Source organism: Pseudomonas sp. RC2C2, assembly GCF_018390435.1.
Classification (GTDB): Bacteria; Pseudomonadota; Gammaproteobacteria; order Pseudomonadales; family Pseudomonadaceae; genus Aquipseudomonas; species Aquipseudomonas donghuensis.
This window is the reverse complement of the sequence record NZ_JAHBAX010000001.1, coordinates 3,569,778-3,587,269: the sequence shown is the minus strand read 5'-3', so window position 1 is coordinate 3,587,269 and position 17,492 is coordinate 3,569,778. Positions and strand designations below refer to the sequence as shown.

Below are 17,492 nucleotides of genomic sequence, written 5' to 3'. Positions count from 1 at the left end.
GCTTGGGCTTGATTTGTAGGATCAGTTACCCGCACCGATCAGCGCTGCGGCATGATGACGCAAGTGGTCATCGATGAAGCTGGCGATGAAGTAGTAGCTGTGGTCATACCCCGGCTGCAGCCGCAACGTCAGCGGATGGCCCGCTGCCTTGGCCGCCTGCTCGAGCACCTGCGGCTTGAGCTGGTTGTCGAGAAAATCATCGCGATCGCCCTGGTCGACCAGCAACGGCAAGCGCTCGCTGCCCTGGGCAAGCAACACACTGGCATCCCACTCGCGCCAGCGGGAGCGGTCTTCACCCAGGTAGCGGCTAAAAGCCTTCTGCCCCCAGGGGCAATCCATCGGGTTGCTGATCGGCGCGAATGCCGACACTGAACGATAGCGGCCGGGGTTACGCAAGGCACACACCAGCGCACCATGGCCGCCCATGGAGTGACCACTGATACCGCGCTGCGCGGACGCGGGGAAATGCGCCTCGACCAAAGCCGGCAACTCCTCAACCACATAGTCGTGCATGCGGTAGTGCTGCGCCCACGGCTGTTCGGTAGCGTTGAGGTAGAAACCGGCACCCAGGCCAAAGTCCCAGGCACCCTCCGGATCGCCCGGAACCTGCGGGCCACGCGGGCTGGTGTCGGGGGCGACGATGATCAGCCCCAGTTCGGCCGCCAGCTTGTGGGCGCCGGCCTTTTGCATGAAGTTCTCATCGGTGCAGGTCAGGCCGCTCAGCCAGTACAGCACCGGCAGCTTGCCGCCCTGCTCGGCCTGCGGCGGCAGGTAGACGGCAAACACCATGTCGCAGCCGAGCACCTGGGAGCGATGACGGTAGCGTTTATGCCAGCCACCAAAGCTCTTCTGACAGGAGATGTTTTCCAGGCTCATGGCAGACCTCAGAAGTGGATGACGCTGCGAATGCTCTTGCCTTCATGCATCAGGTCGAATGCCTTGTTGATGTCTTCCAGGCCCATGGTGTGGGTGATGAACGTATCCAGCGGGATTTCGCCTTTTTCCGCCATTTCCACGTAGCTTGGCAGCTCGCTGCGGCCACGTACGCCACCGAAGGCAGAACCGCGCCAGACCCGGCCGGTAACCAGCTGGAACGGACGAGTGGAGATTTCCTGGCCAGCACCGGCAACGCCGATGATCACCGATTCACCCCAGCCTTTGTGACAGCATTCCAGCGCCGCGCGCATCAGTTGCACGTTACCCACGCACTCGAAGGAGAAGTCCACACCGCCGTCGGTGAGGTCGACAATCACCTCCTGGATCGGACGGTCGTAGTCTTTCGGGTTGACGCAGTCGGTAGCGCCGAGCTGTTTGGCGATCTCGAATTTGCCCGGGTTGATGTCCACGGCAATGATTCGCGCGGCCTTGGCCTTGACCGCACCGATGATCGCCGACAGGCCGATGCCGCCCAGGCCGAAGATGGCCACGGTGTCACCCGGCTTGACCTTGGCGGTGTTGAGCACCGCACCGATACCGGTGGTCACGCCGCAACCGAGCAGGCAGACCTTCTCCAGCGGTGCCTCCTTCTGGATCTTGGCCACGGAGATTTCCGGCAGCACGGTGTACTCGGAAAAGGTCGAGGTGCCCATGTAGTGGAACAGTTGCTGGCCCTTGTAGGAGAAACGCGTAGTGCCGTCGGGCATCAGGCCCTTGCCCTGAGTGGCGCGGATGGCCTGGCACAGGTTGGTCTTGCCGGAGCGGCAGAATTTGCACTGGCCGCACTCGGGGGTGTACAGCGGGATCACATGATCGCCAACGGCAACCGAGGTCACGCCCTCACCGATGGCCTCGACGATGGCACCGCCTTCATGGCCGAGGATCGACGGGAAGATGCCTTCCGGGTCGGCACCCGACAGGGTGTAGGCATCGGTATGGCAGACGCCGCTGGCAACCACGCGCAGCAGCACTTCGCCGGCCTTGGGCATGGCCACGTCGACTTCGACGATCTCCAGCGGTTTCTTGGCCTCGAAGGCAACGGCGGCACGGGACTTGATCATCAATCTTCTCCAGCAAAGGGTCAGTTCAAGCTGGCAGTGTAATTCATCGACATTTGATGAATAATCCAGACAAAGACAAAACATTATTGCCACACAGGGATAATCAATGAGCAACCGCTGGGAAGGCATCGACGAGTTCGTCGCCGTCGCCGAGTCCGGGCAGTTCACTGCGGCCGCCGAGCGCCTGGGGGTATCGTCGTCCCACGTCAGCCGGCAGATCGCCCGCCTTGAAGAACGCCTGCAAACCCGCCTGCTCTATCGCAGCACCCGGCGGGTAACCCTGAGCGAGGCCGGGCAGACGTTCCTGCAACACTGCCAACGCCTGCAAGATGGCCGCGAGGAAGCCCTGCGCGCCATGGGCGACCTGACCAGCGAACCGAAGGGCCTGCTGCGCATGACTTGCGCCGTGGCCTACGGCGAGCGTTTTATCGTGCCCCTGGTAACCCGTTTCATGGCGCAGTACCCACAACTGCGGGTGGATATCGAACTGAGCAACCGCACCCTGGACCTGGTGCATGAAGGTATGGACCTGGCCATTCGCCTGGGCCGCTTGCAAGACTCGCGGCTGGTGGCAACGCGCCTGGCGCCGCGGCGCATGTACCTGTGTGCATCGCCCGCCTACCTGGAACGCTACGGCCGACCGCACAGCCTCTCGGAGCTGGCGCGGCACAACTGCCTGATTGGCAGCTCCGACAGCTGGGCTTTGCAACTGGATGGGCGGGAAATCGGCCAGCGGGTTCAGGGTAACTGGCGCTGCAACAGTGGCCAGGCGGTGCTGGATGCAGCGTTGCAGGGGATGGGTTTGTGTCAGCTGCCAGACTATTACGTACTCGAACACCTCAAAAGTGGCGCGCTGGTGTCGCTGCTAGAAGCTCATCAACCGCCCAATACAGCAGTGTGGGCGCTGTACCCGCAGCAGCGGCACCTGTCGCCGAAGGTGCGCAAGCTGGTGGACTATCTGCGCGAGGGGTTGGCGTTACTGCCTGAGTATCGAGGTGCCTGAAAAGCTTCGCGGGGCAAGCCCGCTCCTACAGTAGGAGCGGGCTTGCCCCGCGAAGAGTGCTCAACCGCGCTTGGCCCAGCGCTGGCGCAGCCACTCCAGGTCTTCCGGGCGGGTGACCTTGATGTTGTCGCTGCGCCCTTCGATCAGGCGCGGCGCCTGCCCGGCCCATTCAATCGCCGAAGACTCATCGGTGATCGCCACGTCAGCCACCAGGCTGTCGGCCAGGGCCCTGTGCAAGGCACCGAGGCGGAACATCTGCGGCGTATAGGCCTGCCATACGGTACTGCGATCGATCGTGGTGCTGACCCGACCATTGGCATCCGCGCGCTTGAGCGTATCGCGCGCCGGCACCGCCAGCAGCCCACCGACCGGATCATCGGCAAGCTCGGCCAGCAGACGGTCGAGGTCACTGCGTGCCAGGTTCGGCCGCGCGGCGTCATGCACCAGCACCCAGTCGCTGTCCGCCGCGCCCTGGGCGTGCAGCAGCAGCAAGGCATTGAGCACCGAGTCGGCACGCTCCCGACCGCCTTCGGCGCGCTGGATACGTGGATCGCTGGCGCAGCGCAAACCGGGCCAGTAAGGATCGTCAGCGGCAACGCTGACCACCACCCCTTTGACACAGGGATGATCAAGAAAACAGTCGAGGCTATGCTCGAGAATGGTCTGCCCGCCCAGTTGCAGGTACTGCTTGGGACGGTCGGCAGCCATGCGGGCGCCAACACCCGCGGCGGGAATCACGGCCCAGAAGGCCGGCAAGGTCTGGTTCATTGGGCAAGCTGGTAGAGGGTTTCACCCTCCTTGACCATACCCAGTTCGTGGCGAGCCCGTTCTTCGACGGTTTCCATACCTTTCTTCAACTCCAGCACTTCGGCGTCAAGCACGCGGTTACGCTCCAGCAGACGCTCGTTTTCGGCGTGCTGGTCAGCGATTTGTTGCTTGAGTTCGGCGACCTGGGCCAGGCTGCCATTGCCCACCCACAGACGGTACTGCAGGCCACCGAGCAGCAGGAGCAAGACGAGGAACAACCAATAAGGACTGCGCATCAGGGTATCCAGTGGAAAAGACCGCCATATCTGCAGGTCGCTGATGGCACGAAGCCTGGCCGAAGCCAGGCTTTGTGTTCAGACACCTGCAGCAAAGGCTTCTGAACGATCAGTATGACCGTTCGGCGCCGCTTTGCTGCGGTCTTTTTACCATCTCTTGCTTAGCCGCGAAACTCGGCACGGCCACGGTACACAGCCTTGCTGCCCAGTTGCTCTTCGATACGCAGCAGCTGGTTGTACTTGGAGACGCGGTCGGAACGGCACAGCGAACCGGTCTTGATCTGGCCGGCAGCGGTACCCACGGCCAGGTCGGCAATGGTCGAGTCTTCGGTTTCGCCCGAACGGTGCGAGATCACCGCAGTGTAACCGGCAGCCTTGGCCATCTGGATGGCTTCCAGGGTTTCGGTCAGCGAACCGATCTGGTTGAACTTGATCAGGATCGAGTTGGCGATCTTCTTGTCGATGCCTTCTTTCAGGATCTTGGTGTTGGTCACGAACAGGTCGTCACCGACCAGTTGCACCTTGTCGCCGATCTTGTCGGTGAGGATCTTCCAGCCAGCCCAGTCGGACTCGTCCAGGCCATCTTCGATCGAGATGATCGGGAAGCGCTCGGTCAGGCCTTTGAGGTAGTCGGCAAAACCGGCAGCGTCGAACGACTTGCCTTCGCCGGACAGGTTGTACTTGCCGTCTTCGAAGAATTCGCTGGCCGCGCAGTCCAGAGCCAGGGTCACGTCAGTGCCCAGCTTGTAACCGGCGTTGGCGACGGCTTCGGCGATGGCCGACAGCGCGTCTTCGTTGGATGCCAGGTTAGGCGCGAAACCACCTTCGTCACCGACGGCGGTGTTCAGGCCACGGGCCTTCAGCACAGCCTTGAGGTGATGGAAAATCTCGGTGCCCATGCGCAGCGCGTCGGAGAAAGTCTTGGCGCCAACCGGCTGAACCATGAACTCCTGGATGTCGACGTTGTTGTCGGCGTGCTCGCCGCCGTTGATGATGTTCATCATCGGAACCGGCATCGAGTACTGGCCTGGGGTGCCATTGAGGTTGGCGATGTGCGCGTACAGCGGCAGGTCCTGGTCCTGGGCAGCAGCCTTGGCGGCAGCCAGGGACACAGCGAGAATGGCGTTGGCGCCCAGCTTGGCCTTGTTCTCGGTACCGTCCAGCTCGATCATGGCGCGGTCGAGGGCTTTCTGGTCAACCGGGTCCTTGCCCAGCAGCAGGTCGCGGATCGGGCCGTTGATGTTGGCAACTGCCTTGAGTACGCCCTTGCCCATGTAACGGCTCTTGTCGCCATCACGCAGCTCCAGCGCTTCGCGCGAGCCAGTGGAAGCACCGGACGGCGCGCAGGCGCTGCCGATGATGCCGTTGTCGAGCAGCACGTCCGCTTCTACGGTAGGGTTACCACGCGAATCGAGAACTTCACGACCTTTGATGTCGACGATTTTTGCCATTGTTGTAAGCACTCCAGAATTGACGAAAACAACGCAGCTGAGAAAAATCTTGCCGCTCGCCGGGCAATGTAAAACAGGCAGGCCCGGCGAAAGCAGACCCCTGACCCGAGGGTCAGAGGTTGAACGGGGGGTACTTTACCGGAGAATCGAGGATTACGCGGTTTCTACCGTCGGAAAACTCTTCACCAGGTCATCCAGTTGCTTGAGCTGGGCCAGGAAAGGCTCCAGTTTGTCCAGGCGCAGGGCGCATGGTCCGTCACACTTGGCGTTGTCCGGATCCGGATGCGCCTCGAGGAACAGGCCGGCCAGGCCCTGGCTCAGGCCCGCCTTGGCCAGATCGGTGACCTGGGCACGGCGACCACCGGCGGAATCGGCGCGACCACCCGGCATCTGCAGGGAATGGGTCACGTCGAAGAACACCGGGTACTGGAACTGCTTCATGATGCCGAAGCCGAGCATGTCCACTACCAGGTTGTTGTAACCAAAGCTCGAACCACGCTCGCAGAGGATCAACTGATCGTTACCGGCCTCTTCGCACTTGGTCAGGATGTGTTTCATCTCCTGGGGTGCGAGGAACTGGGCTTTCTTGATGTTGATCACTGCGCCGGTCTTGGCCATGGCCACCACCAGGTCGGTCTGGCGCGAGAGAAACGCCGGCAACTGGATGATGTCGCAGACCTTGGCCACCGCGGCAGCCTGCTCTGGCTCGTGCACGTCGGTGATGACCGGCACGTTGAAGGTCTTCTTGATCTCTTCGAAGATCTTCATCCCCTCTTCCAGGCCCGGGCCACGGTAGGAGTTGATCGACGAACGGTTGGCCTTGTCGAAGCTGGCCTTGAACACGTAAGGGATACCGAGTTTCTCGGTAACCCGCACGTACTCTTCGCAGACCTTCATGGCCAGGTCACGGGATTCCAGCACGTTCATGCCGCCGAACAGGACGAACGGCTTGTCGTTGGCGATCTCGATGTTACCGACGCGAATGATCTTCTGGGTCATGTATCAGGCCTTGTTCTTTTGAGCCAGTGCCGCCTTGACGAAGCCGCTGAACAGCGGATGGCCGTCACGCGGAGTCGAGGTGAACTCTGGGTGGAACTGGCAAGCGACGAACCATGGATGATCCTGGGACTCGACCACTTCGACCAGCGCGCCGTCGCCGGAACGACCGGAGACTTTCAGGCCGGCTTCGACCAGTTGCGGCAGCAGGTTGTTGTTCACTTCGTAACGGTGACGGTGACGCTCGACGATCACGTCCTTGGCGTAGCAATCGTGGACCTTGGAGCCGCTTTCCAGCTGGCACTCCTGGGCGCCCAGGCGCATGGTGCCGCCCAGGTCAGAGGCTTCGGTACGGGTTTCGACCGCACCGGTGGCGTCTTCCCACTCGGTGATCAGGCCAACGACCGGGTGACCGCTGTTGCGATCGAACTCGGTGGAGTTGGCGTCTTTCCAGCCCATGACGTTACGAGCGAATTCGATGACCGCCACCTGCATGCCCAGGCAGATACCCAGGTACGGAACCTTGTTCTCGCGAGCGTACTGCACGGCAGTGATCTTGCCTTCGACGCCACGCAGGCCGAAACCGCCTGGAACCAGGATCGCATCGGCGCCTTCGAGCAGGCTGGTGCCCTGGTTCTCGATGTCTTCGGAGTCGATGTAGCGCAGGTTGACCTTGGTGCGGTTCTGGATGCCGGCATGGCTCATCGCTTCGATCAGCGACTTGTAGGCGTCCAGCAGCTCCATGTACTTGCCGACCATGGCGATGGTGACTTCGTGCTCGGGGTTGAGCTTGGCGTCGACGACCTTTTCCCACTCGGACAGGTCGGCACCGTTGCATTGCAGGCCGAAACGCTCGACGACGAAGTCATCCAGGCCCTGGGCGTGCAATACGGCCGGGATCTTGTAGATGGTGTCGACGTCTTCCAGGGAGATCACCGCACGCTCTTCGACGTTGGTGAACAGGGCGATCTTGCGGCGCGAGGAGACATCCACCGGATGGTCGGAGCGGCAGATCAGTACGTCAGGCTGCAGGCCGATGGAGCGCAGCTCCTTGACCGAGTGCTGGGTCGGCTTGGTCTTGGTCTCGCCAGCGGTGGCGATGTACGGAACCAGGGTCAGGTGCATCAGCATGGCGCGCTTGGAGCCCACTTCGACGCGCAGCTGGCGGATAGCCTCGAGGAACGGTTGCGACTCGATGTCACCCACGGTACCACCGATTTCCACCAGGGCCACGTCGGCATCGCCGGCACCCTTGATGATGCGGCGCTTGATCTCGTCGGTGATGTGCGGAATGACCTGGATGGTCGCGCCCAGGTAATCACCACGGCGCTCCTTGCGCAGCACGTGCTCGTAGATACGGCCAGTGGTGAAGTTGTTGTTCTGGGTCATGGTCGTGCGGATGAACCGCTCGTAGTGGCCCAGGTCCAGGTCGGTCTCGGCGCCGTCGTGGGTGACGAACACTTCACCGTGCTGGAACGGGCTCATGGTGCCCGGGTCGACGTTGATGTACGGGTCCAGCTTGAGCATGGTGACCTTGAGCCCCCGCGCCTCCAGGATGGCCGCCAATGAAGCCGAGGCAATGCCTTTCCCCAATGAAGAAACAACACCGCCCGTGACGAATATGTAGCGCGTCATGAAAAACCCTAGAAGTCTGCGTTAAAGCGGTCAGTGCCGCCGGGGAAAGCGAAGGAAGGCCGAAGCCCCCGATCACCTGCGTCAATCACAGTGCATCTTAAAAAACTGCCGCGTCTGGTCACACCGAGGGTTGGATACCCGGCTAGGAGCTCGCTAAACATTTTTAGAATCGCCCAGCAAAAAACTGCTTGGTAATCGGCAACTGCTGTGATTTCGGGGAAGCCACAGAAGCTGTATCAAGAAGGGAGCGTAGTCTACCCGAATGTGCCTTTCATCTCAAACCTTGCTCGCTCGTCGGCGCATGCCAATGCAATTGCCAGTCGCCCTGGCTCAGCCCCGGCAGGTTGGCCACCGCCAGCAATTGCTCGGCGCAATACAGCAACGGCAGGCGCGAACGGGCGAATGACGGCAGCTGCGACTCGTTGAGCAGGCGCTTCAGGTCACGCTGGCCACGGCCGCTGACTGCCAGGGTTTCGCCGCCCTGGCGGTAGGCAATGTGCAAGGGGCCCTGCGGCAACGTGCCGCTGAGGCTGACGCTGCCGTTATGGTTCAACGCCAGCGGCTGGGCCGGATCAGGCCAGATCGGCTGGCCAGCCGGCGGCTTCAGCCAATCACCGGCCAGCCACCAGATTCGTCCATTGGCGCGCTGCAGTTCACCGTCGGTCAGGCGCCACAGTGGCCGTCCGTCGGATGCCGCGTCGCGCAGGGTCTCCCAGCCGGCCCAGTGGCGGCTATCGGGCAAGCGTGTGCGCGGCGCCAGCCAGTACTGCAGGGCGTTGCGCTGGCGAGCCGGGGATAGCTGGCGCAGCACCTCGAGGTCCAGCGAGTCGAGGCCAAGCCAGGCGAACGGTGCCGGGGTCGCCGCCTGGGCCAGGTCCGCCTGCGCCAGCTCATCGAGCAGGCCCTGGGCTTCGCTCAGGTGCTCGGCGCTGCGCGCCAGGTTTTGCGCCGCCTGCGGCCAACGTTGCAGCAGCGCCGGGAACACCTGGTGACGCAGGTAGTTACGGGAGAACCGGGTGTCGCTGTTGGAGGGGTCCTCGATCCAGGCCAGGTGCTGCTCCTGGGCATAGCACCGCAGCTGGTGGCGCGAAACGCCAAGCAACGGCCGCACCAGCATGCCCTGCCCGAGCGGACGCCACTCGGGCATCGCGCTCAGGCCGCGCAGGCCGGCACCGCGCAACAGGCGAAACAGCAGGGTTTCGGCCTGGTCCTCGCGGTGCTGGCCGGTCAACAGGACTTCATCACGGCGCAACGAATCGGCGAGTGCGGCATAGCGCGCGTCACGGGCGCCCTGCTCGATGCTGGCACCGGGGGCGACCTTGACCCGAATGATCTGCAGATCGACGCCCAGATCGTCACACAGGCGCTGACAATGCTCCGGCCAGGCATCAGCCGCAGCTTGCAGGCCGTGATGGATGTGGATGGCGCGCAGTGGCGGCAAGCGTTGCTGGCGGGACAGGGTTGCCAGCAGATGCAGGAGGACGCTGGAGTCCAGGCCGCCGGAGAGGGCGATGCACCAGGAGGGGGCGGTTAGCCAGGGGGACAGCCTTGGGTAGAGATCGAGCATCGGATGGACCTCTTTTACGAGTGCTGCGCACTCGTTCGCTGGCAAGGCCAGCTCCCACAGGTCCGGTAGTGAACCCAATGCCTGTGGGAGCCGGCCTTGCCGGCGATGGACCTCAGATCAGAGCCCGTAGCTCATCAGGCGGTCATAACGGCGCTTGAGCAGCGCGTCGTTGTCGAACTTCTTGAGCATGTCCAACTGCTCGATCAACTCGCCGCGAACGGTGGCGGACATCTTCGCCGGATCACGGTGCGCACCGCCCAGAGGCTCGGCGATGACCTTGTCGACGATGCCCAGGCCTTTCAGGCGTTCGGCGGTGATACCCATGGCTTCGGCTGCGTCCGAGGCCTTTTCGGCAGTCTTCCACAGGATCGAGGCGCAACCTTCCGGCGAAATCACCGAGTAGGTCGAGTACTGCAGCATGTTCAACTGGTCGCACACGCCAATGGCCAGCGCACCACCGGAACCACCCTCACCGATAACGGTGGCGATGATCGGGGTTTTCAGGCGCGCCATGACTCGCAGGTTCCAGGCAATGGCTTCGCTCTGGTTGCGCTCTTCGGCGTCGATGCCAGGGTAGGCGCCCGGGGTGTCGATGAAGGTCAGGATCGGCATCTTGAAGCGTTCGGCCATTTCCATCAGGCGGCACGCCTTGCGATAGCCTTCAGGGCGCGGCATGCCGAAGTTGCGGCGTACCTTTTCGCGTACTTCGCGGCCTTTCTGGTGACCGATGACCATCACCGGCTTGTCGTCCAGGCGCGCGATACCGCCGACAATGGCAGCGTCATCGGCGAAATGACGGTCGCCGTGCAGCTCGTCGAACTCGGTGAAGATGTGCTCGATGTAGTCCAGGGTGTACGGACGGCGCGGGTGACGGGCCAGGCGGGCGATCTGCCAGCTGGTCAGGTTGCCGAAAATGCTCTCGGTCAGGGTGCTGCTCTTGTCTTGCAGACGGGCGATCTCATCGCCGATGTTCAGCGAGTTGTCATTGCCGACCAGGCGCAGCTCTTCGATCTTGGCTTGCAGGTCAGCAATCGGCTGTTCGAAATCCAGAAAATTCGGGTTCATAGGCATCCGTCTTGGGTCTACGGCCAGGCGGCCGGCCGGTTGATCCGTTTGGCGCCCTACCTTAAGGGATCAGGCGCATTCAGGTCGAGATTAAAAATTCATCGATATTGCAAAAAGACGTTCTCACGTCCGAACTGGTCACGCAGGGCCTGAATCAGGCCATCGGCCGGGTCGATACGCCAGCTTTCGCCGAACTGCAGCATGGCCTTGGCATCGCTGCCGGTATATTCCATGGTGATCGGGCAGGCGCCGCGATGGCGCTTGAACAACTCGCCCAGCCAGCTCAGCCGGTCCCCCTTGAGGGCATCGGCATGCACCTTCAGGCGCAGGCTTTCGGCAAGGTTGGTGCGGGCATCTTCCATGCTCATCACCCGCTTGACCCGCAGGCGCAGGCCACCGGAGAAATCGTCGTTGCTGACCTCGCCTTCAACCACCACCATAGCATCGGTCTGCAACAGCGCCTGGGCAGCCATGAAGGCATCGGCGAACAGCGACGCCTCGATGCGCCCGGAGCGGTCGTCGAGGGTGACAAAGCCCATCTTGTCGCCCTTCTTGTTCTTCATCACCCGCAGGGCAATGATCATCCCGGCAACGGTCTGGGTGTCGCGCGCAGGCTTCAGGTCAATGATGCGCTGGCGGGCAAAGCGGCGGATCTCGCCTTCATACTCATCGATCGGGTGACCTGTCAGGTACAGGCCCAGGGTGTCTTTTTCACCGCGCAGGCGCTCCTTGAGGGTCAGCTCGCGAGCCTTGCGGTGGTTGGCATAAACGTCGGCATCCGCTTCGACGAACAACCCGCCGAACAGGTCGGCATGGCCGCTATCGGCCGTGCGCGCGGTCTGCTCGGCAGACTTGATGGCCTCTTCCATCGCCGCCAGCAGTACCGCCCGGTTGCGGTCGATATTGGCCTGGTAGGCCTTGAGCTCGTCATGGAAGTACGGGCCCAGGCGATCCAGCGCACCGCTACGGATCAGTGCGTCGAGGGTGCGTTTGTTGATGCGCTTGAGGTCGACCCGCTCGCAGAAGTCGAACAGGTCCTTGAACAGGCCAGCAGCGCGGGCTTCGACGATGGCCTCGACCGGCCCCTCACCCACGCCCTTGATCGCCCCCAGGCCGTAGACGATGCGGCCATCGTCATTGACCGTGAACTTGAAGTCGGAGGTGTTCACGTCCGGCGCATCGAGGCGCAGCTTCATGCTGCGCACTTCCTCGATCAGGGTCACGACCTTGTCGGTGTTGTGCATATCCGCCGACAGCACCGCAGCCATGAACGGCGCCGGGTGGTGGGTCTTGAGCCAGGCGGTCTGGTAGGAAACCAGGCCATAGGCGGCGGAGTGGGATTTGTTGAAGCCGTAACCGGCGAACTTCTCCACCAGGTCGAAAATGTTACCGGCGAGGTCCGGATCGATGTTGTTCGTGGCACAACCTTCGATGAAACCGCCGCGCTGCTTGGCCATTTCCTCGGGCTTTTTCTTACCCATGGCTCGACGCAGCATGTCCGCGCCGCCGAGGGTGTAACCGGCCATGACCTGGGCAATCTGCATTACCTGTTCCTGGTACAGGATGATGCCGTAGGTCGGCGCCAGAACGGGCTTGAGGCCTTCGTACTGATAGTCCGAATGCGGGTAGGCAAGTTCCGCACGACCGTGCTTGCGGTTGATGAAGTCATCCACCATGCCCGATTGCAACGGGCCGGGACGGAACAGCGCCACCAGTGCGATCAGGTCTTCCAGGCAGTCGGGCTTGAGCTTCTTGATCAGCTCCTTCATGCCCCGCGATTCAAGCTGGAACACCGCCGTGGTTTCGGCTTTTTGCAGCAGGTCGTAGGTTTTCTTGTCATCCAGCGGGATGAAGTCGATGTTCAGGTCATCCAGGCCTTTCTTGGCCTGCTCGCGGTTGATGGTTTCCATCGCCCACTTGATGATCGTCAGGGTTCGCAGACCGAGGAAGTCGAACTTCACCAGGCCCGCAGCCTCAACGTCATCCTTGTCGAACTGGGTGACCAGGCCGCCGCCCTCTTCATCACAGGCAATCGGCGAAAAGTCGGTGAGCTTGGTCGGAGCGATAACCACACCACCGGCGTGCTTACCGGTACCGCGGCAGACGCCCTCGAGCTTGAGGGCCATGTCCCAGATTTCCTTGGCGTCTTCGTCGCTCTTGAGGAAATCGCGCAGAATCTCTTCCTGCTCGTAGGCCTTTTCCAGGGTCATGCCGACTTCGAAGGGGATCATCTTCGACAGACGGTCAGCCAGGCCGTAGGACTTGCCCTGCACCCGCGCCACGTCCCGCACCACCGCCTTGGCGGCCATGGTGCCGAAGGTGATGATCTGGCTCACGGCATTGCGCCCGTAGGCGTCGGCCACGTATTCGATGACCCGGTCACGACCATCCATGCAGAAGTCGACGTCGAAGTCGGGCATCGATACCCGTTCCGGGTTGAGGAAACGTTCGAACAGCAGGTCATAGGCCAGCGGGTCGAGGTCGGTAATCTTCAACACGTAGGCGACCAGCGAGCCGGCACCCGAGCCCCGGCCCGGGCCAACCGGCACGCCGTTGTTCTTGGCCCACTTGATGAAGTCCATAACGATCAGGAAGTAACCGGGGAAGCCCATTTGGATGATGATATCCAGCTCGAACTTCAAGCGGTCGAGGTAGACCTGGCGCTTCTCTTCGTAATTCGGTGTGGTGTCTTTGGGCCACAGCACCGCCAGGCGCTCTTCCAGGCCTTCGTGGGAAACATGGCGCAGGTAGTCGTCGATACCCATGCCGTTGGGCGTCGGAAAGTCGGGCAGGAAGTGCTTGCCCAGCTGTACCTGGATATTGCAGCGCTTGGCGATCTCGACGGTGTTGGCAATCGCCTCGGGCAGGTCGCTGAACAGCTCGGCCATTTCCTCAGGGCTTTTCAGGTACTGCTGATCGCTGTAGTTGCGCGAGCGGCGCGGATCGTCCAGGGCACGGCCTTCGCCGATGCACACACGGGTTTCGTGGGCATCGTAGTCGGACTGCTTGATGAAGCGCACATCGTTGGTCGCCACCAGCGGCGCGTCCAGCTTGTCGGCCAGGGCCACGGCGGCGTGCAGGTATTCTTCGTCACCGGCGCGGTTGGTGCGCTGCACCTCGACGTAAAAGCGCTCCGGGAACATCTGCAGCCAGTCGCGCAGCAACGCTTCGGCTTCATCCGGGTTGCCATTGAGCAACGCCATGCCGATGTCGCCTTCCTTTGCCGCAGACAGGGCAATCAGCCCCTCGCTGGCCTCGGCGATCCACGGCCGCTCGATGATCACCAGGCCATTGCGCTGGCCGTCGACCCAGCCGCGGGAGATCAACTCGGTAAGGTTGCGGTAGCCCTTGGCGTCCATCGCCAGCAGGCAGATGCGCGACAGCGGCGCATCCGGGTCGCTGTTGGCCAGCCACAGGTCGGCGCCGCAGATCGGCTTGATGCCGGCGCCCATGGCGTTCTTGTAAAACTTGACCAGCGAGCACATGTTGCTCTGGTCGGTGACCGCGACCGCCGGCATGTTCATCGCCACCAATGCCTTGGCCAGCGGCTTGATCCGCACCAGGCCATCGACCAGCGAGTATTCGGTGTGCAGGCGAAGATGAACGAAAGAAGCCGACATGATGATCCTATAGCAGCACAAAACAACAAGGCCCGGATTGTACCGGGCCTTGATCAAAACAACAGCCAGTGCGGGACGATCCTGACTACTGACGCCCGCCGCACCTGGTCAGACCTCGGCAAACCCGCCATTGATGGCGTCACGGGCTTCGAAGGCGGCACGCACCGGTGCGAACGAGCGCCGGTGAATCGGCGTCGGCCCCAGGCGCGCCAGGGCTTCGAGGTGCACCGGCGTCGGGTAGCCCTTGTGCCCACCGATGCCATAACCGGGGTAGATCAGCTCGAACGCCGCCATCTCGCGATCACGGGTGACCTTGGCCAGGATCGATGCAGCGGCAATGGCTGGCACCTGGCTATCGCCCTTGACCACCGGCGCCGCCGGTACCGACAACTGCGGGCAGCGGTTACCGTCGATCAGCGCCAGTTTCGGCGTGATGCTCAAGCCTTCGACAGCACGCTGCATGGCCAGCATGGTGGCGTGAAGGATGTTGAGCTGGTCGATTTCCTCGACCTCGGCACGGGCGATGCAAAAGCTCAGGGCTTTTTCACAGATTTCGTCAAAAAGCTTTTCACGCTTGGCTTCGGTGAGCTTCTTCGAGTCGTTGAGCCCCAGAATCGGCCGCTTTGGATCGAGAATAACCGCAGCGGTCACCACCGCGCCGCACAGCGGGCCACGGCCCACTTCGTCGACGCCGGCGACCAGCTCCTCGACCAGGTTGAAGTCCAATCCCATTTGCATCTATCGGTTTTCCAGCAGGGCCAACACCGCGTCAGCTGCCTGGTTCGAGGCATCGCGGCGCAAGGTACGGTGAATCTGGTCAAAACCTTCGGTCTGCTGCACACCGCCATGCACCAGCGGCGCCAGGGTCTGGGCCAGGGCATCGGCAGTGGCCGCTTCCTGCAGCAACTCGGGCACCAGCATGCGCTGGGCCAGCAGGTTGGGCAGTGACACGTACGGGCTTTTTACCAGGCGTTTGAGAATCCAGTAGGTCAACGGTGCCAATCGATACGCCACGACCATTGGCCGCTTGAACAGCAAGGCCTCAAGGGTCGCGGTACCCGAGGCGATCAGTACTGCATCGCAAGCGGCCAGGGCCTGGTGCGAACGACCGTCAAGCAGGGTCACCGGCAAGTCGCGGCCTTGAAGCATCTGCTCAAGCTGGGCCCGACGCTCGGCATTGGCGCACGGCGAGACGAAACGCACCCCGGGCACCAACTCGCGCAGACGCTGGGCGGTATCGAGAAACAGCGCGCCCAGGCGGCCGACTTCGCCGCCCCGACTGCCGGGCATCAAGGCAACCAACGGCCCTTCACCCAGCCCGAGCTGTTCGCGCGCGGCGTCACGGTCGGCGTCCAGTGGAATGCTGTCAGCCAGCGGATGGCCGACAAAGCGTACCGGCACGCCTTTCTCTTCATAGAACCTGGCTTCGAACGGAAACAGCGTGAGCATCAGGTCGCAGCCTTCGCGAATCTTCAGCACGCGCTTCTGCCGCCAGGCCCAGACCGACGGGCTGACGTAATGCACGGTCTTGATCCCGGCCTTGCGCAGGTTCAGTTCGATATTGAGGTTGAAGTCCGGGGCATCGATGCCGATGAACACATCCGGGCGTTCGGCGATCAGGGTCTGGATCAGCTCCTTGCGGCGCTTGAGCAACTCGCGCAGGCGCCCTAGCACCTCGACCAGGCCCATCACCGCCAGGCGCTCCATGGGGAAGTACGAGGTCAGGCCTTCGGCCTGCATCAACGGCCCGCCGACGCCAATGAAGCGTACCTGCGGGTGGCGTGCCTTGAGCGCACGCATCAACCCGGCGCCGAGAATATCGCCGCTGGCCTCACCCGCCACCAGCGCTACACAAAACTCGGCCATATCAGCGGGTGATGCCGCGGGTGGAGTTCTGGATCGACTGGAGGAACACGTCGACTTCCGGGTACTGGGTCGCAGGCTCCGCCAGTTCGGCAATGGCCTGCTCGATGGTCAGGCCCTGGCGGTAGACCACCTTGTAGGCCCGGCGCAGCGCGTGAATGGCGTCCTCGCTGAAACCCCGACGGCGCATGCCCTCGAAGTTCATGCTGCGCGCCTCGGCCGGATTACCGAATACAGTGACGTAAGCCGGAACATCCTTGCCGATGGCGGTCCCCATGCCGGAGAAGCTGTGGGCACCGATGCGACAGAACTGATGCACCAGGGTGAAACCGGAAAGGATCGCCCAGTCGTCAACATGTACATGGCCCGCCAGTGCGGTGTTGTTGACCAGGATGCAATGGTTGCCGATGACACTGTCATGGCCGATGTGGGCATAGGCCATGATCAGATTATGATCACCCAGGGTGGTTTCCGAGCGGTCCTGCACGGTGCCGCGGTGGATGGTCACGCCCTCGCGGATCACATTGTGATCGCCGATCACCAGGCGCGTGGCTTCACCCTTGTACTTGAGGTCTGGGGTGTCTTCGCCTACCGAGGAAAACTGGTAGATACGGTTGTGCCGACCGATGCGGGTCGGCCCCTTGAGAATCACATGCGGACCGATAACGGTCCCCTCGCCGATCTCGACCCCGGCACCGACGATCGACCAAGGGCCTACCTCGACACCGTCGGCGAGCTTGGCCGACGGATCGATGATTGCCCGAGGGTCAATCAAACTCATAGTTTGCGTTCCGCGCAGATGATCTCGGCCGAGCATACCGGCTTGCCGTCGACCGACGCCTGGCACTCGAACTTCCAGATCTGGCGCTTGCAGCTGATGAACTTGGCTTCGAGGATCAGTTGGTCACCCGGCAGCACTGGCTGGCGGAAGCGCAGCTTGTCGGAGCCGACGAAGTAGTACAGGGTACCGTCCGCAGGTTTGACGTCGAGCATCTTGAAGCCGAGGATGCCGGCCGCCTGGGCCATCGCCTCGATGATCAGCACGCCCGGCATGATCGGATGTGCGGGGAAGTGACCATTGAAGAAAGGTTCGTTGATGCTGACATTCTTGTAGGCACGAATGCGCTGGGCCTCGACGTCCAGTTCCACCACCCGGTCCACCAACAGGAACGGGTAACGGTGAGGCAGGTATTCGCGAATCTCGTTGATGTCCATCATTTCGGGGGGAAGCCTGTAGTAAAGATAGGGAGCG

At 62.3% G+C, this 17,492-nt stretch carries 15 protein-coding genes; 1 reads left to right on the top strand and 14 read right to left on the bottom strand.

Features of this window, described 5'->3' with window-relative positions; genetic code table 11:
• Positions 1 to 21: 21 nt before the first annotated feature.
• Together fghA and KHO53_RS16505 are read right to left on the bottom strand one after the other, a co-directional pair.
• Positions 22 to 876, bottom strand: coding sequence for an S-formylglutathione hydrolase (fghA, locus tag KHO53_RS16510; RefSeq protein ID WP_010224813.1), 855 nt, complete (start codon positions 874 to 876; stop codon positions 22 to 24).
• Between the two features lie 8 nt (positions 877 to 884).
• A complete protein-coding gene (locus tag KHO53_RS16505; RefSeq protein WP_010224814.1) occupies positions 885 to 1,997 on the bottom strand; it encodes an S-(hydroxymethyl)glutathione dehydrogenase/class III alcohol dehydrogenase in 1,113 nt (370 codons plus the stop codon).
• A 106-nt stretch (positions 1,998 to 2,103) separates the two neighbouring features.
• On the opposite strand from KHO53_RS16505, the gene KHO53_RS16500 reads away from it, so the two are divergent.
• On the top strand, positions 2,104 to 3,000 hold the full coding sequence (locus KHO53_RS16500) for a LysR substrate-binding domain-containing protein (protein WP_213570523.1): 897 nt from the start codon (positions 2,104 to 2,106) through the stop codon (positions 2,998 to 3,000).
• 60 nt (positions 3,001 to 3,060) lie between these two features.
• Here the strand turns inward: KHO53_RS16500 and ispD are convergent, their stop codons facing one another.
• The 12 genes from ispD to fabZ form a co-directional block, all read right to left on the bottom strand.
• Positions 3,061 to 3,768 (bottom strand): 2-C-methyl-D-erythritol 4-phosphate cytidylyltransferase, encoded by a 708-nt coding sequence (gene ispD, locus KHO53_RS16495; RefSeq protein WP_100782992.1) that lies wholly within the window; start codon positions 3,766 to 3,768, stop codon positions 3,061 to 3,063.
• Positions 3,765 to 4,043, bottom strand: a complete 279-nt coding sequence (gene ftsB, locus KHO53_RS16490; RefSeq protein ID WP_010224820.1) for a cell division protein FtsB — start codon at positions 4,041 to 4,043, stop codon at positions 3,765 to 3,767. Before ftsB ends, ispD begins: the two co-directional genes overlap by 4 nt.
• A 161-nt stretch (positions 4,044 to 4,204) precedes the next feature.
• On the bottom strand, positions 4,205 to 5,494 hold the full coding sequence (gene eno / locus KHO53_RS16485; RefSeq protein ID WP_010224822.1) for a phosphopyruvate hydratase: 1,290 nt from the start codon (positions 5,492 to 5,494) through the stop codon (positions 4,205 to 4,207).
• Positions 5,495 to 5,647: 153 nt separating this feature from the next.
• Entirely contained in the window at positions 5,648 to 6,493 is an 846-nt protein-coding gene (kdsA, locus tag KHO53_RS16480) for a 3-deoxy-8-phosphooctulonate synthase (RefSeq protein WP_010224824.1), read from the bottom strand.
• 3 nt (positions 6,494 to 6,496) lie between these two features.
• Positions 6,497 to 8,125 carry a CTP synthase gene (pyrG, locus tag KHO53_RS16475; protein ID WP_010224826.1) on the bottom strand — a complete coding sequence of 543 codons (1,629 nt, stop codon included), beginning with the start codon at positions 8,123 to 8,125 and terminating at the stop codon, positions 6,497 to 6,499.
• A 271-nt stretch (positions 8,126 to 8,396) separates the two neighbouring features.
• Positions 8,397 to 9,692, bottom strand: coding sequence for a tRNA lysidine(34) synthetase TilS (gene tilS / locus KHO53_RS16470; protein WP_036994081.1), 1,296 nt, complete (start codon positions 9,690 to 9,692; stop codon positions 8,397 to 8,399).
• A 117-nt stretch (positions 9,693 to 9,809) separates the two neighbouring features.
• A complete protein-coding gene (locus tag KHO53_RS16465) occupies positions 9,810 to 10,757 on the bottom strand; it encodes an acetyl-CoA carboxylase carboxyltransferase subunit alpha (RefSeq protein WP_036994080.1) in 948 nt (315 codons plus the stop codon).
• Between the two features lie 98 nt (positions 10,758 to 10,855).
• The gene (gene dnaE / locus KHO53_RS16460; RefSeq protein ID WP_213570522.1) at positions 10,856 to 14,377 is read right to left on the bottom strand and encodes a DNA polymerase III subunit alpha; all 3,522 of its coding nucleotides are present in this window, start codon (positions 14,375 to 14,377) and stop codon (positions 10,856 to 10,858) included.
• A 108-nt stretch (positions 14,378 to 14,485) separates the two neighbouring features.
• Positions 14,486 to 15,115 carry a ribonuclease HII gene (rnhB, locus tag KHO53_RS16455; RefSeq protein WP_010224830.1) on the bottom strand — a complete coding sequence of 210 codons (630 nt, stop codon included), beginning with the start codon at positions 15,113 to 15,115 and terminating at the stop codon, positions 14,486 to 14,488.
• On the bottom strand, positions 15,116 to 16,243 hold the full coding sequence (gene lpxB, locus KHO53_RS16450; protein WP_213570521.1) for a lipid-A-disaccharide synthase: 1,128 nt from the start codon (positions 16,241 to 16,243) through the stop codon (positions 15,116 to 15,118).
• Position 16,244: 1 nt separating this feature from the next.
• The gene (gene lpxA / locus KHO53_RS16445) at positions 16,245 to 17,021 is read right to left on the bottom strand and encodes an acyl-ACP--UDP-N-acetylglucosamine O-acyltransferase (RefSeq protein ID WP_010224832.1); all 777 of its coding nucleotides are present in this window, start codon (positions 17,019 to 17,021) and stop codon (positions 16,245 to 16,247) included.
• The gene (gene fabZ, locus KHO53_RS16440; protein ID WP_010224833.1) at positions 17,018 to 17,458 is read right to left on the bottom strand and encodes a 3-hydroxyacyl-ACP dehydratase FabZ; all 441 of its coding nucleotides are present in this window, start codon (positions 17,456 to 17,458) and stop codon (positions 17,018 to 17,020) included. Before fabZ ends, lpxA begins: the two co-directional genes overlap by 4 nt.
• Positions 17,459 to 17,492 lie beyond the last annotated feature (34 nt).